Annotated in this window: 8 protein-coding genes; 3 read left to right on the forward strand and 5 right to left on the reverse strand. The window is 40.6% G+C overall.

Annotation, left to right across the window (positions count from 1 at the left end; translation table 11 throughout):
* From BLU57_RS11650 to BLU57_RS11660, 3 genes are all read left to right on the forward strand, one after another.
* Complete coding sequence (locus BLU57_RS11650; RefSeq protein ID WP_090320993.1) at window positions 1-1,143, forward strand: restriction endonuclease subunit S; 1,143 nt, start codon at window positions 1-3, stop codon at window positions 1,141-1,143.
* Window positions 1,144-1,145: 2 nt separating this feature from the next.
* A complete protein-coding gene (locus tag BLU57_RS11655) occupies window positions 1,146-4,112 on the forward strand; it encodes a type I restriction endonuclease subunit R (RefSeq protein ID WP_090320996.1) in 2,967 nt (988 codons plus the stop codon).
* Window positions 4,113-4,636: 524 nt separating this feature from the next.
* Window positions 4,637-6,046 carry a HEAT repeat domain-containing protein gene (locus BLU57_RS11660; protein WP_090320999.1) on the forward strand — a complete coding sequence of 470 codons (1,410 nt, stop codon included), beginning with the start codon at window positions 4,637-4,639 and terminating at the stop codon, window positions 6,044-6,046.
* Here the strand turns inward: BLU57_RS11660 and BLU57_RS11665 are convergent.
* From BLU57_RS11665 to BLU57_RS11680, 5 genes are all read right to left on the reverse strand, one after another.
* Window positions 6,033-6,881, reverse strand: a complete 849-nt coding sequence (locus tag BLU57_RS11665) for an aKG-HExxH-type peptide beta-hydroxylase (protein WP_090321002.1) — start codon at window positions 6,879-6,881, stop codon at window positions 6,033-6,035. The genes BLU57_RS11660 and BLU57_RS11665 overlap by 14 nt on opposite strands.
* Window positions 6,878-7,477, reverse strand: a complete 600-nt coding sequence (yhhC, locus tag BLU57_RS11670) for a cyclophane-containing peptide 2OG-Fe(II) oxygenase YhhC (RefSeq protein ID WP_090321005.1) — start codon at window positions 7,475-7,477, stop codon at window positions 6,878-6,880. The genes BLU57_RS11665 and yhhC overlap by 4 nt, the downstream gene beginning before the upstream one ends.
* Window positions 7,431-8,591, reverse strand: coding sequence for a cyclophane-forming radical SAM/SPASM peptide maturase YhhB (yhhB, locus tag BLU57_RS11675; protein WP_218131663.1), 1,161 nt, complete (start codon window positions 8,589-8,591; stop codon window positions 7,431-7,433). Before yhhB ends, yhhC begins: the two co-directional genes overlap by 47 nt.
* Window positions 8,592-8,598: 7 nt before the next feature.
* Window positions 8,599-8,790 carry a YhhA family cyclophane-containing RiPP gene (gene yhhA / locus BLU57_RS16890; RefSeq protein ID WP_371113165.1) on the reverse strand — a complete coding sequence of 64 codons (192 nt, stop codon included), beginning with the start codon at window positions 8,788-8,790 and terminating at the stop codon, window positions 8,599-8,601.
* A gap of 1,156 nt (window positions 8,791-9,946) precedes the next feature.
* Window positions 9,947-15,052: an SIR2 family protein gene (locus tag BLU57_RS11680; RefSeq protein WP_090321008.1), complete on the reverse strand. Its 5,106-nt coding sequence runs from the start codon at window positions 15,050-15,052 to the stop codon at window positions 9,947-9,949.
* Window positions 15,053-15,115 lie beyond the last annotated feature (63 nt).

Consider the following 15,115-nt stretch of genomic DNA (forward strand, 5'->3'; position numbering starts at 1 on the left):
ATGGATGATTTTGTAATGGGCCAAGTAACCGAGCTTCAACTGGATCGAAGCGATTGGCAGTTGGTTAAATTCGGCGATGTCGCGATTCAGCAAAAAGAATCCGTTGACAGAGAAAACACTGAGCTGACCCGATATGTTAAAGGTGAACATATGGGATCGGAAGACTTGCATCTAAGAGAATGGGGTGAGTTAACCGATGAATATTTAGGCCCGGCATTTATTCGGAAGTTTGAACAAGGTGATATTCTCTATGGCTCAAGGCGGACTTATTTAAGAAAAGTGGCGATTGCTCATTTTGACGGCATTACTTCCAATACAACCTTTGTGATTAAGGCTAATGAAGCCAAGCTTGATAAGCGGCTTTTGCCCTTTGTCATGCTGTCGGAAGGTTTTGCTGAGCATTCTATCCGCAACTCTAAAGGCTCGGTGAATCCCTATATCAATTGGAAGGATATTGCCGACTATGAATTTCTGCTGCCACCCAAACACCAACAAGCGAAATTGGCTGAATTGCTTTGGGCTATGGATGAGGTGGTTGAAAATGAATTATTTCTTTTGAATATACTGAAACGGTCAACTCAGAATTTCTTTGAAAACCGAGTTTGTGAGGCGCACGGTGAAAAGGTATTTCTTTCCGAAGTATTGATTCCAAAAAATGAGAAAAGCGCAGTACCTCATATGAGAGATCGATATATAGGATTGGAGAATGTCGAGTCAGGTGCATTTTTTTGTACTGATTTTTCTGATTCAAGTTCCGCAGAGGCTCAATGTAATTGTATAGATGAAGGTGATTTATGCTATAGCAAGTTGAGACCTTACCTTGATAAAGCATTTATTGCTACTTTTGACGCTGTTTCATCAACTGAATTATTGGTATACAAAACAAGGCACGTATCAAAAGCATATGTTTTGCATATCTTTCATAGCAAATCTTTCATCAACTATATTTCAGGAAAAGGATTTGGCACAAAGATGCCAAGGGTCAATCATAAAATTATTGGTGAGTTTTCAATCAAAATTATTCCAGACGAATCTGATTTACTTAAAGAAATGGCCAGATTTCAGGATTTAGAATTCAAATTAAATGTAAAACTACGAAATTCGAAATCCCTCCAAAAAAGCCTAATCAACCAAATCTTCTAGCTATGACCTTCACCGAATTGAACAGTGTTGAGCATTACATCATTCACCAAATCAGCGGCGTGAATCTGAACGCGAACAAGGTGGCAGATCCTAAAGCGAGTTATGGAGCACATTGGGTTTATCAGTCGGCAGATGAGTTAGCGCGCGGTGTTAATGAAGTGCTGGTGGAAAGCGAACTCAAAGCTGCTTTACTGCGCTTGAATCCGGAGATTGCGCAACGCCCGGAATTGGCCGATGAAGTGATCTACAAATTGCGCGCGATTTTGATTTCGGTGAATCAAATCGGTCTGGTCAAAGCCAATGAAGAGTTTTTCAAATGGCTAAGCGGTGAAAAGACTATGCCGTTTGGCGACAATAACCGCCATGTGCCGATTCGCCTGCTGGATTTTGATGACTTGACCAATAACCGCTATGTTGTGACCAATCAATTCCGCATTCATCACCGTGAAACCAAAATACCCGATGTGGTGTTGCTGATCAACGGTATTCCGGTGGTGGTCGGTGAAGTGAAAACACCGATACGCCCTTCGGTCAGTTGGCTGGATGGCGCGCATGAAATTCATACCGTCTACGAAAACGCAGTGCCGCAACTGTTTGTACCGAATATTCTGTCGTTTGCCACCGAAGGCAAAGAGTTGTTTTATGGCGCAATCCGCTGCCCACTGGAATTCTGGGCACCGTGGCGGCTGGAATCGGATAGCGGCGACATTGCCAAGAGTCTCGGTTTAGCGGAAATCGGCAAGGAATTGACCGATTTACTCAAGCCAGCGCGTTTGTTGGATATTCTGCTTAACTTTTCTTTATTTACTACCAACAAGAAGAAACAGCGCAGCAAAGTGATTCCGCGTTTCCAGCAATATGACGGCGCGAATAAAATCGTGCAACGGGTGATCGAGGGGCGAATTAAAAAAGGTTTGATCTGGCATTTTCAGGGTTCCGGTAAGTCGCTGCTCATGGTGTTCGCAGCACAAAAGTTACGCCGAGCAACGGAATTGAAAAGCCCAACGGTGATTGTATTGGTGGATCGAACTGATTTGGATACACAAATCAGTGGCACCTTTAATGCGGCAGATGTGCCGAATGTGGAAACCACCGACAGCATCAGCGAATTGCAAACTTTATTGGAACGGGACACACGCAAGATTATTATTTCGATGATTCATAAATTCCGCGATGCCAAGCCGAATATGAATATGCGCGACAATATCATTGTCTTGGTCGATGAGGCGCATCGTACGCAAGAAGGCGATCTGGGTCGGCAAATGCGCGCCGCATTGCCAAATGCATTTTTATTTGGATTGACCGGCACCCCAGTAAATCGGGCCGATAAAAACACTTTCTGGGCCTTTGGCGCGGAAGAAGATCAAGGTGGCTACCTGTCACGTTATACCTTTCATGATTCGATTCGCGATGAAGCGACCTTACCGCTACATTTCGAGCCACGCTTGGTGGATGTGCATGTCGATAAGGAGTCGATTGATCGGGCTTTTGCCGAGTTTACTGAGGGCGCGGCGCTGACCGATGAAGAAGCCGATGCGTTAAATCAGAGATCGGCAAAAATGGCGTCGTTTTTAAAATCGCCCGAACGGGTGGCTAAAATCGTAGCCGATATTGCTGTGCATTTTAAGGAAAAAGTGGATCCGCAAGGCTTTAAAGCAATGATTGTGACACCTGATCGTTATGCCTGCGTGCAATACAAAGAAGAACTGGATAAACATTTTCCTGCTGAAGCCAGTCGGGTGGTGATTTCCACTTCAGCCAATGATGCATTTGAATTTAAACAAAAATGGGCGGTGGATAAATCGGCACAGGAAAAAATTATCGATGAGTTTAACGATGCCCATTCCGATTTAAAATTTATTATCGTCACAGCCAAACTACTGACCGGCTTTGATGCGCCAATACTGCAAACGCTGTATTTGGATAAATCGTTAAAAGATCACACGCTACTGCAAGCAATTTGCCGAACTAATCGTTTATATCCTCATAAAACATTCGGCAGAATCGTGGATTATTTCGGCGTGTTTGATGATGCTGCCAAAGCACTGGAATTTGACGAAGAAAGCGTTAAACAGGTGATTACGAATATTTCGGAGTTAAGAGGAAAGTTACCGCAGGCGATGCGCGACACCTTAGCCCATTTTGCCGGTGTCGATAGAACGCAGCAAGGGTTTGAAGGTTTAGAAGCGGCGCAGAATGCTATTAACAGCAATGAGAAGAAAGATGCCTTCGCACTTGATTTTAAGTACCTGGCGAAATTATGGGAGTCGTTATCACCCGACAATATCCTGGAACTTTATAACCAGGATTACAAATGGTTGGCGCAAGTTTATGAATCGGTGAAACCTGCTTCTGACAATATCGGCAAGCTGCTGTGGTTATCCTTGGGTGCCCAGACTACGCAGCTTATCCATGAAAACATTCATGTCGGCGACGTGCATGTTCTGGAAGAGTATGTGCTGGATGCCGATGTGATTGAGGATATTTTCAACCACCCTGATCCCAAAAAAATCAAACAACTGGAAAAACTGCTGATCAAACGGTTTCAGATACATGCTGATTATCCAGTTTTTAAAAAGCTTAGCGAACGCCTGGAAGAGCTGCGTGATAAAGCCGAAAAAGGTCTGATCAGCTCGATTGAATTCGTTAAAGAATTGTGCAAAATTGCCAAGGAAACGGTTCAGGCAGAGAAAGAATTAGCAGAAGCCTTACAGGATAAAACCCCGCAAGCAGCATTGACTGAATTATTTTTAGAACTGAAAACCGATCAAACACCGGCTGTCGTGGAACGGATTGTTGCGGATATTGATGCGATTGTGCGTGTAGTACGCTTTCCCGGTTGGCAGCATTCCACTTCTGGCGAGCGCGAAGTGCAGAAGTCGTTACGCAAAGCGTTGTTGAAATATCAGTTGCATAAAGATCAGGTGTTATTTGATCGGGCTTATGCTTATATTAAGGAATATTATTGAAAAAATTCCAGTTAACCGCCACTTTGCAGTTGCTGGTTCTGGAAACAACCAGATCCGATAATAAGGAGTTTATGAATAGTTATCCTGGATCACCATAATCTCAAGCATCAAGAGAAGAATGCTATACAGATTGTTCGCGGGAACACTACTAATGCAAACAGCGGGCAGTGTTGAAGCGCGGTGCGAGGCGATTACTAGTCGATCCTGGATGATGATATGACCAAATGAAGCTGAGTTAGTACTGTTAAAGTTATATAGAAAAAATGCCCATAATTAACTGTTTGTAAATAATTTGAAATTTATGCTTTCAGTAATCGTTTCCCAGTCTACAAATAAAATACTGTGAAAAAAACGATGCTACAACAATTCTCACTAGTCAAATCGTATGCTGCTTGACAGTTTTTGGGGATTGGAAAGTATCAAATATTTATCTCTATACCGGAAATCTAGTCGAGTATTCTCAGCAAAATAAAATGTAAATGTCTGTTATAGTGGAGTTTATCTAAGATATGCTAAATTGATAAATGAACTGTACTTATTTCTACCAGTTTTTTGATTCATCGTGTAAATCAAAACAGTTAAGTGCCAATAGTATTTTTTATGAAAGAATAACTCATATGTTGAAACACTTAGTTGTAATGTGGATTGCAATTTTTTTCAACATGAATTTAGTTTTTGGGGAAATTACGAATTCACCCCTCTCTGATCCAAATAAAAGCGAGAGTGTTACAGCTAGAAATTTACATATTGATAATATTACTATTCAAGCTGCGATGGATTCAAAAGAATTTAGTTTGAGTGACGAAGATCGAAAGAGACTCATCTATGAAATTTCTCGGGATTCAAAAAAGGAAGTTATTGATTGGCATAAAGACCAATATTTATGGTTAGGTATTGCATTTTTACTAGGTGGAGGTGCTTTCATTAGATATACCGTTACTTCTGTAGTAAAAAATCAAGTGTCGAGGATGGATGAAGTCAGAGATAAGGCTATTGAAAGTACTCGACTTGCAACCGTTGAAGTAGATGAATCAAGAAAAGTTCTTGACGAGTTTAAGGACTTAAAAAGGACTATAAAGGAGGAAATTTCCAGCAATTCAAAACTTCTCAAAGAGCTACAAGATAAAGCCAAAGAACTAGATAAAACTATGTATGGTGTTTATGATGATTTAAGGGACGATTTTAGAGGTGACAAAGAATATTTAATAACTAGACTCAAAGCTCATGATAAATGGCTAAAAGCTATAGATATATCTGCAGCAGCTGCAAATAAAGTTACCGATACGCTAATTGATGATCTAAAAGGTAATGATATTGATGCGAAAATTGAGGCTGTTGAGCTTTTGCCATATTTCGCACATGATAAAGAAAAAATAGTCGGCGTACTTAAAGAAATTCTTGAAAATGAAAGTCAGAACCAATTCGGGGTGATAATTTTAAGCAAATTAGGAGAGTTTGATGCAGACGATCAGGTGTTTGATATTTTAACAAAATACTGTAACGATTTAACTAAACCTAATGTCGCTGCAGTAATCGGGGCGCTTGGCAAGCTTCAAGAAAATAGAAAAGATGATCCTGAGTTTATTAAAAAAATTGTCAGTAAACTCATAAATTTGCTTGAGTCTTTAATTAATAAGGGACAAAGTAAAAATGAGAATGAGGATGAAATTGCCAACATTAAAAACGCTATTGCATTAGCACTTAGCTATTCTGGGGAGCGAGGAGTAGAAGCGGTTCCACTCCTTATTCAATTGGTAGAGGATTCTAGTGAAAATGAGTATCGTATGTCAGCCGCAATTGCTTTAGGCAATATCGGCGAAAAAGCCATACATAGTATTCCTGCTTTGACGCTATTGTCAGATGATCCACGTTTGGAAGTGACTTCCGCAGCACAAGATGCGATTGATAAAATAAGAAAAGTTAAGTCAACCTGAGAAGTGCCATAGTTAGCAGGCTTCCTTGCTTCGTTAATGCTTCAGATTTATCAAAATCACATAATGATATTAATTGGCTTTCGATCTCTTCCTTTCGTTTTTTCAGGAATTTTTGATTAGATTGATTAATGTCTGTCATTAATATCTTTTTAATAAACTCTCTGATAGTTTTAAATACATAGAGTGCATGGATAATGCCACGTGCATTTCTGTATTCATTCTTCCATGGTGAGAAATATTTTTGGTTTGATTGATTAACTAGCGGCATTTCCTCTTCGATTAACGTGAGTTGAAGATGCATAGTTTCATGCAATATAGCCTCAGCAACTCTCAAACTATCATTGTTTATTCGCTGCGAAGGTATTGAAACAAAAATTGAAAAAGGTATATTAGGTAAGCTGTAGCTGACATCGTATTCATTATCTTCAAGTTTAAGTAAATGAATATTTCTAACCAAAGCTCTTATAGTATCAATGATGGAGTTTTCAAATTTCAGCCATTCGAAAGCATCATCAAGACACTCCTGAATGGGTAATGCCTGTAGTTCATTTGCATTATAAGAACCGATATTATTTTTCTCATTGTTTAAGGCTAATTCAAACGGCACTGGAAACACTGGAATTTGATTTTGTAATACATGAGCCAAAGGGTACAAATCTGCAATCTTTTTATTTATAAGGCAAGCTTCTGTTGAATAATTATCTTTATTAAGCCCCGTTTGTTTTTCTAAAGTTTTCCATTTTTCTTTTGCAAGCTTCTGACCTAGACAAGGAAACCATGGTGATGAGTCTGCATTGTTAAAATGTTGCAGGATGAGTGCCGTAAGTTCATTCACTCCTTACTCCTATAAAAAGAATAAACAAGAGTAAAACGTTCCCCTTCTTTAATTGTTGAAACTGCGTGGTTTGATTTGGCAGATATTTCAAATGCAAATGCGCTATTGTGTATTGGCCTGTATATCTTCCCAAGGTCATTCGGGTCAGTACTATTGAATAACATAAGCATACCGCCATTCTCATCAATCCATCCTCGATTGAGTTGTATTAGAAGCCTGTGAGTTTCCATGTCAGGAATAAAATCGTTGTGTATCCTAATTCTTTGCCCCGGGATAAGTTTGTGAGCAGTACAATCAATCTTGTCATCAAGTGTTATAGCAAATACATTTTCCATAAATATCTTAATTTGATTAAGATATTCATAGTCGCTTAGAGATACAAGGTTTGAAGGCAGGTTAATATCATAAAAACTAAATTCATATTGCTCGTAAAAGTCAGTCTCGGTCAATGACCAAGGAGCTGATTTTTCAAGCCATGACAATAGTTCCATACTAAATTCAACATTAAATGCATTTGGAGAAAACGCATGAGGAAATGGAACCTCTGATTTAGTTACAGGACCTATTCTTAGATAGGGATTCGTTGATATTCTCATTTAGGATATGTTGAAGCTTCGCTCTGATATGATTGATAATGTGTAATTGATCTCGGCAATAAACTGATGGATTATTGTATTCTGAATTGGCACTCCAACGATGAAGTGGCATACCCCCGCCGCACACATAAAGCTCTTGACAGGTTTTGCATTTTTCTGAAGTGGGGCGTTGAAGCATGTGTGATAGGGCAAATTCTTCGGACTTAAAAACATCTACAAGTTCATGCGTTTTTATATTCAATTGTTCTGAGAATCGATCAGCTCTACTGAAGTTACTTTTTAAGGTATCATTTTTAGTAATTGTTCCATCTGTATCAATCACGACAATACCAAAATCTGTGATTCCTGTACCTTCCTTAATACTTCTGCCACCCAGAATCAAGCGAATATAGTCATCCAGAATTCTAATTTTGATAGGATTTTTATCTTTTAAATATATATCAACCAGGCCCTGAAGCCATGTGCCATATTCACTCGAATCAAACGAAGCTTTACCATAGGGAAGCTTGTCATGGTTTCCATCACGATATAGAAAATCTACATTCTTAGTGCCAGTTGATTTAAAAAAGTTATAAATTTCCACTGGATTAGATTTTGGTTCAATTACTGCCAATAGTCCTGCAAAAAGAAAAGATGAATCTGAGTGTGATTTTAGTTTTTTCAGACCGGCAATAACTCGACTAAAAGTACCTTCTCCTTTATGACCAACCCTATTTGCGTTATTAATGTTTTCCGGGCCATCCAAGCTAACAGATATTGAGACACGGTATTGGGAACATAAATCAAGTATGGCTTCGTTAATTAGCATTCCATTGGACTGGATACTGATGCAGTATTTATCTGGAATTACAGAACGAAGTCGCTGCAGAAGATATTTGAGTCTTTGAAAACCCAAAAGCAATGGTTCACCACCATGTAAAACGACAGCAAAGGGTTTAGTTTGCGAGATTCTTACTTTTTCTAGGTTAGCAGCGATTGCTGAAATCGTTTCTCTAGAGATAAAGTTGGGCATATCTTCCCAACTATCATCTCCCATATTATATACATAACAGTAGCTGCAATTAATATTGCATCGGCTGGAAACCTTAATTAATACGGTATCAATCTGAATCACTTAGGATTCAACGGTTGTGACGATTGTGCACTCGATCATAGTTATAAATAGTTGACTCGCTATCATTCCTAACTTCTTCGATTAGACGGGAAAGAACGGGGCTGTCTATCTCATCAATATCAATCTCTACAAGTTGTTCATTGGGTATAGTCGTATCAAAACGGAAGTGTGGGGAGGATTGAATCATAGTAGAGTCCATTTAAAAAATTACTTTCTTTATAATATTTTTTATGTATTATTTTAAATCCAAATTTATTATAAATTTTAATCTAATATTCAATTAATTGCATTAATTTCTTTGGCGAGTCTATGGAGAATATAATTCTATTATTTTTGTGGAGAATAACATTCTGTTTTTTAAAAGAAAATATTGGTATATTTTTTCTATTTTTTATCATTCATGCAAGATCTTTATCAACAGATTACACCGCTCTTCTCCTTCCATACACCAGAAGGGATCATAGCTCAGGCATCTACCCCCTGGTTAAATTTCAACCACAATGGGTGGTCAATTTTAGACCGGTTTAACAGCTTTATTGAGTCTGCCAAATAATTGTTAGTTTTCGTCAGAGGCATCGGTACATAACACCTTCCCTTATTCTAAAATATGACTCCAACCAGCAATTGAGGCTACAGTGGATATACACAGAGTACTGGAACATTCTCAGCGCAACATAATATTACTAATTATTATTACGCTTGCAGCTCTGATGTTTCATATAGACCATAAAGCAAATAAAGCTGAAGTTAATTCAAACAGCGTTTCCTTTAACACACTTTTATTGAAAGGTGCAATCAATGGCCGTTAGGGAGGTGGAGGCAGACAGAGCGATTACATCGCGTCGTGGACGGATTCTTGCTAATCAAGGGCGGGTAGGTTCTTTGGGCATGCCACTAAAGAATCGAGCTGATACGCCAAAAACCTATGTGTTACCGGAGTAAGGAGAAAAGTTATTCCCACGCTCCCAGTAGCTACAGGCTATTCTTCCAGCCTATTTATTTGTTTCTATGGAAACAATGGGGCTACTTCACTTCCTAATGCCAAGCACGAAGATCTCGCAGAGTGCTTAAGTCCCAAGGGCCCGCTAGTACTTATCGAACTTGGCTATATTGCTAATGATGGGAATAGAGAAGCATTAGTGAATCCAAAAAAGCGCGAAGTAATTTGTGTGGCTATCGCCAGAAGTTAGGATAGCCCATTTAACCTAACTAGAAAAGTTTTGATGCGTTAACGACTACAATTTATGTTTTCGTATTGACTATTGATCCGATCACCTGAAGTTTGTGAATTCACCTAACCATAATGAATGTAATACATTCCATTATTTTATAATAGTAAGTAATGGTTCTAAACCTCACCTTGCCGGATCATTAGGATTATCTTTACCTCTTCTAATGTTCCACATTAAGTTTAAGTTTTGGTTGTTCGAAATCTTGCTGCAAATATCGAGAATTGCTAAACGAAGTGGTGCGGCGGAAAATGTCATAAACGATTCACCTTCTGTTTGTCGATAGACGTCATCTATGGCGTTCCTAATTAATTGGTGTAAGTTAAGTTGTTCGGCGAATTTGTTGAAGCGAAGTGATTTGGACCACATTTGCCAAGTTATTTCGCCTTGTCCTGGCCCTGGCTTACCACTGACTTGCGTAATCACGTAATCAACTGTTTTTGCTCTATTTTGAGTGTTTATGTAACCAATTGCATTTACATCATTATTGGATATATCCATCTGGTGCCCTATTCGCAATACCTCCCAATAAAATCGTGATATGACATATAAGTGCAACCATATTGCATATATTTTTCTTTCATTCTCAACGGATGGGCAATGCTCGACTAGTGATTCGTGAATATTGCTCCATTTTTCAGTGATGAATGGAAGTAAATCGAGTGCGCTACGCAGGTGTCGCAAGCCGTTAAGTACAGATTGCTCGAGCTCACCCGACAATTTCGCAAAAGTATTTCCCTCGATTTTAACTTTACTTCGAATGAGCTTCTCAAGATCAAATAGCAACCGTTCGAACGTGATTTGAGCTGCACCCATATGTACGCGTAAAGACCAGATTGTTTGATGTCGAGCATGATCTAAAAGCGATCCTGCTCTTTGTACTTCTGATTCAGCACGACGAATCTTATTTGTTTCTTTTGCTAATTCATTGATTTCGTCCTCAAGTGGACAAAAAGATCCATCAGGACTTTGTTCCAAGTCACTGACATGTAAGTCTAAACGAAATTTTTCGTCATACTGCGTAAGGTGTAAATGTGAGCTGTGTACCAGAAGTTCGGCCCTTGCAAGGTGGATTGCAGCATGACTAATAGCATGCTCAACATTGGCTGCAGAGCTTCCGCATGCCGCCAAATCCAAATATCGATGTGCTGTTCGAAATCGACCTTGCAAATACAATACCCTTGCGCGCAGTACATAAGCACTCGAGCGATGCCTCGTATCTTCGAATGTGTCTCGTGAGGTTTCTCGCAACATTGTTTCGTAACGTACTGCAAGATTTTCAATTGGGTTCAGTTCCGGCGATCCATTATGTGGCCATGGTTTGAATAAACCATGCCAAGGCAAACATTCTTTCCCCAATCGTGCTTTTACTTCTAACTCTGTGAAATCGCGAAGGATTCTGCGAACTCGAATTCTTCTCTTGCTGTCATTTTCTGTTGCAGAAGTTACCTTAAGTGCATTTTCAGCCCATTTGCATACGACTATGACAAGATCATACCAACCCAAGTGCGACAGAGCTCTCGCAGGATATAGCCATTGTCGAACATCCTTTTCAGGTACTTCGCTTGTGTCAGTGTTTTTGATTTGACTGTTCAACTCAGCGAATATGTTGGTGATTAATCCATGAAGTTTCTGTGCTCGATCAGGGAAATTTGTGTTGACTAGATCCTTAATATTAAGATTTCTCCTTCTCAATTCTGTTTCTAAAACCGACAGAAAATCCATCTTGACAAAGTACGATTCTCCTGCAATTCGATTGAAGAATTCGACTATAGTTTTCATCGCTTGCAATGCTTCTTCAGGCAACATCAATTCTTTGAGTGCCGCCCCTATACAATCATTGGCCCCAAATTCCCCTGGCATTGCATTGTGAGCGATCTCGAATACCTCACCAGTAATGTCACTTTCCTCACGCTGATTGAATTGGTGGGCCCAGCCGATCAATGTGTCAGGCGATGCATCAGATCGGAGCAAACGTTCGGATCTTCCGATCGCAAGCGACAATGTCTGGAGTGCGTGTAGGCGTAGTTTCTGAACGTAACTTGCAAGATCAAAGCAAGCACTCTGCTCGTCATTCGGATTCACCACACTCGTTAGTCCAATACTGTTTAAGAACCACTGAAGAACGTCAGGATATTCGGAACTATCCGAGCTGGCTTGCGAAGGGTTATTTAATCGATTGTAGATTCTTGTCAGTATTACACATACTTCGTCGTTGACCGCTATATGTGATGTTTCTCGCCCCTCTATTATTGGTAAACGCAATATTGCGCACATTACCATCAGAATTCTTAGCACTGCCACACGATGGTACAGATATTCATAAAATGCTTGAACATCTTGTGTTAACAGGAAAACGTCAACATACATTGTTCTAGCTGCTGCAAAATGCAGTGAAGCGGATAGTGCTCCTTGAATAATTACGCGAGCACGCCGACAAGCATCGTTTGCATAGCGTTCTTTCCATTTCAGAATCACGTTGCCAACATGGAGATCAGAAGTAAGTCCTCCATAGAATAGTTCGTGAATACTTTTCTCAAGTCGGATTCGTCCGCCTTGGTGGATTACAATATTATGGTTTTTCTGAAGTGATCTTAGTAACTTGTCTACGTAGTTATGTGCATCTTGGATAGTTCCACTTGGATTAGGAATTGAAGTAGATGCGATAAATGATTCCGTTTCTGGCAAAAACCAGCGCTCCGTTAGAGATCGCACGACAGGGATGGAGAGAGGACGGCGAAAAACAGATAATACAGCTACAAGTGCAGCAGATTTCAGTTCATCAATTGGATTTGAATCTTTCTCAGAATGCTTTGCATACCTTGAAATGGCTTGCTTTAGAAGTAGTATCGAAGCGACTCTTTCTTCTAGTCCTTTCGCAGTTTGAGTGGCCGTTCTGACATCCCAGACTTTGTTAAGGGCAAGCGGGGGATTCCCAGCTTTGACTAGAGTCTTATGTACGTGCAAGCATGAATTGGAAGTCAAATAACTTAATGATTCTCTGATGTTTTTCATAACGCCAAGTGTCGGACAGTCGCCAAGCTCTGTGCTTAATTGCCTCGGCTGTTCTTTATTAACTGCGAGAACAATATATGAGTCACGAAAAAAGCGCATTATTTCATCATTATTTGTGGATGGAGTGTTCATCGTACTGGGGCATAAGAGTTTTACTAAAAATCTATGCAGTGCGTTGACTCGAGTGCGAAACTCCTCGACGAGCGTGTCATGTCGTGTGCTATCAACTTTTTGGAGTAACTCATAAGTTGGGATTCCGTGGTGCATCATCTGCGTGCGGCCAAATGATTCTAGAGCGTCAAACACGATTACATAACGTCCTCGCCCAAGCATTTCACCGATCCTGTCGACTGTCTTCTGTAGAATGTCATCAGGTACATCACCTTCTACAGAATCTACGATTGCGATTCGTGATGCATCAGGATCATAAGTACGGAAATAATCAAATAGTTCTGAGACGACGCCAGATACAGTATGATGCGATTCAAGATCAATCCATATTGGATGATACTGATAGCCCAAATATGCCACAAAATCCCCCGCGGCGAGAGTTGTGCAACTTGATGCCAGTTGATTTTGTTCATCCGTAATGTCGTGGATAAATAGTTGTATCGGTTTTCGTAATTCGCATCGAAGCTCGGTCTGATGAAATTCTACAGAACGTGCCAATTCGCCGGTGTCGGAGCGAATAGGCAGCCCTCCTAGCGCTGTGTAACTAACGGGAGATGATTGGTAACCTTGAGAGTATGCAAAGTACCAATCCTGAAGAAATGCTCCGGCATCGTCGATTTCGCAAATATATACAGACTGATGACATTCATGAAGCATTTGTCTGAGTGTGACACTGATCGTGCCGGGTCCCTTCAGCCACAGAATGCGGCGTAGATTCGGAATGGCACTTGATGTTGCGATTGCCTGCAACAACTGCATGATTCGGCGCTCCGAGCCAGAGAATCCTAAAACCACAATCAGCGCATTTTCAGGCAAGTATCGAAGTACATCTGCTTGAGCGTCTTGCTCAAGTGGATTTCTGAGCCCTTCTCCGAGACGGAGTCCATAGGATGATCCGTGCAGTTTTAGAAGAGAGAAACTCCGCCGGACGAGTTCAGCATCAGGAAGATCAGCATCTCGGTGAATGTCAAATACCTTTGGTACTATGCCGCTGTCCCGAAATGCTTGTTCGAGAAGGTTATCAAAGTTTGTCGTAAGAATTAAGGGGATGTCGACAGAACTACGCAAAAAAGTGAGATAACGATGTGCTGTTGTGGGAGAACGAGCTTCCCCAAATGATGTAAATAAAGAGTCAACCAAATCGAAATCGCCTTCACAAAGGCGGTCTAGGAGCGATTCCCAATCACCGTAGAGCAATTCTGGTTGAGTGTCAGGCGCGTCTTGAATTGCAGCATACCACTTCTTCCATAGGAGCCATTCTCTCAAGGCTGCTTTCGAGGTTCCTTTTTCGCGAAGCCGAAGGTCTTTCCGGAGTCCCCATTGAACAATCGCACGTAAATGATCTCTCAAGTCGAGAATAGCTGTCGTCTTGCTTTCTGCTGCAACTACTGGGGTGATGATGAACTTGGTAATTTCATTTTGGGAAGTATTAGTAGGGGGAATGGTTCGAAAGCGGTAGTAACTAGGAAGGATGTCTCTAGAAAGGAGATCAAGTAGTTCTGGCCTGGAAGATTCAAGCAAAATACGTGATGCAATTTGCCTGCTCCGATACTGCTCCTGATCACTTATGAGTTGTGCATCGCGAATTAGAAGGCGCTTGAGGCCAATTCCAAGAGTAGCATTGTCATCGCACTCGACAATCAACTCTATCTTTCCCTTAGCGTGTTTCAGAAGAGCATCAGAATTAACCAGCGAATTCGGTTTAGAATCAGGAATACGATCCAACCATTCCCAAAGATCGGAATCAAGCTGTCCAATTCTGGGCCATCCGAAGTCGCGAAGGAATCTGCTTGGATGTGCTTGGTACTCTCTGGCAACTTCATTCTTTGGAGTCTCGATACCAGGGTATCGATGCGAATATACCGCATGCTGAATTGCGAAATCTACCTTCGATAAGTATTCAACAATAGCGCTGATTGAAGGATATCCGGAAGGCAGCGATATTCCTGCGCCTAGGAATGGTACGATTGGACGAACTCTACATTGCTTTTTGAGCAAATCGATTGCGTCTAGATACTCAATGTTTTGATCTTGCAGGTCAGCCATTTTAAGGGTATATGCAAAAAATACTTTGTTGAGTGTGAAAAATACGTAAAAGCTAGAATGTAG

Source organism: Nitrosomonas oligotropha (assembly GCF_900106555.1).
Taxonomy (GTDB): domain Bacteria; phylum Pseudomonadota; class Gammaproteobacteria; order Burkholderiales; family Nitrosomonadaceae; genus Nitrosomonas; species Nitrosomonas oligotropha_A.